The sequence below is a fragment of the Cupriavidus sp. 01L46 genome (assembly GCF_056399905.1).
On the sequence record NZ_JBFTSF010000600.1, the window covers coordinates 1 to 1,314 of the forward strand.

A 1,314-nucleotide genomic window follows, 5' to 3' on the forward strand; every position below is an offset into this window, starting at 1 on the left:
GTCCTTGTCCTCCATCGCGCCGAACACCGCGTAGGTGTAGCGGAAGAAGCCCATGTTGTCGAGGTTCTGGGCAAGCGTGGCCGCCGCATGCGGGTTATGCGCCACATCCAGGATCACCACCGGACGCCCCGGCATCACTTGGAAACGCCCCGGCAACTCCACGAAGGCGAGCCCGTTGCGCACTTCCTGCGCACTCACCGGCAGCCGCGGGCGCATCGCCTGTAGCGCAGCCAGCGCGGCCGAAGCATTGAGCAACTGGTTGGCGCCGCGCAGCGCGGGATAGCCCAGCCCGTTGAGCTTGCGCTCGCGGCTGCTCCAATCCCACTGTTGACGCTCCTGCCCCTTGGAAGCCTGCTGATGGAAATCCCGGCCCACCAGCCAGAGATCCGCGCCGATCGCCTCGGCATGATCGATCACCGACTGCGGCGGCACCGGATCCCCCACGATGGCCGGCACRCCGGGACGGAAGATCCCCGCCTTCTCGTAGCCGATCTTCTCGMGCGTATCGCCCAGGTAACTTGTGTGGTCGATGTCCACGCTGGTCACGATGGCGCAATCGGTATCGATCACGTTCACCGCATCCAGCCGGCCGCCCAGCCCCACCTCCAGGATCATGGCATCCAAGCCCGCCGCGGCAAAAGCATGGATGATGGCCAGCGTGGTGAACTCGAAATACGTCAGGCTCACCGGATCCGCAAAGCTCGTGCGCGCCCGCTCCACCGCCTCGAAATGCGGCAACAACTGCGCGTCTGTGGCGAACTCGCCATTGATGCGCGCACGCTCGTTGAACGCCATCAGGTGCGGCGACGTATGGCAACCCACCTTGTAGCCCGCCTCAAGCAGGATGCGCTCCAGCATGGCGCAGGTGGACCCCTTGCCGTTGGTGCCGCCGACGGTGAACACCACCGCATCGATGCGCAGCCCCAGGGCCTCCTTGACGCGGGTGATGCGCGCCAGCCCCATGTCGATGCCCACCGGGTGGGCGGATTCGAGATGGGTTAGCCATTCGGGGAGGGAGGGGAAGATAGGCATGATGGGGAGACGGCGTTAATCGGGGGGGTGGCTTATTGGAGCCGGTTTTGGGGTAAGTGGTTCTTTGCTTGGGGTTGGTTTTGCGTTGGGGTGGTGTTGGGGCGTGTTGGGGTAGGTCAAAGGTCTAACGGCAAGGGCAACTTCAACTGCAACTTCAACTGCAGTTTCACCACCCCTGCGGGGCGGCGACCTACTTTTTTGTCTTGCCAAAAAAGTAGGCAAAAAAGGCGCGCCGGATGGGGCGACACCCCCTCGGGATTCGACGAAAAGAGCGGCCGGGAC

General features: G+C 63.9%; 1 protein-coding gene. It reads right to left on the reverse strand.

Annotated elements, in window-relative coordinates; all coding sequences use genetic code 11:
* Positions 1-1,032, reverse strand: a 1,032-nt coding sequence (locus tag AC1DS3_RS38750) for a bifunctional folylpolyglutamate synthase/dihydrofolate synthase (protein ID WP_477129377.1), incomplete at its 3' end; no start/stop codon positions are given.
* Positions 1,033-1,314: the final 282 nt, after the last annotated feature.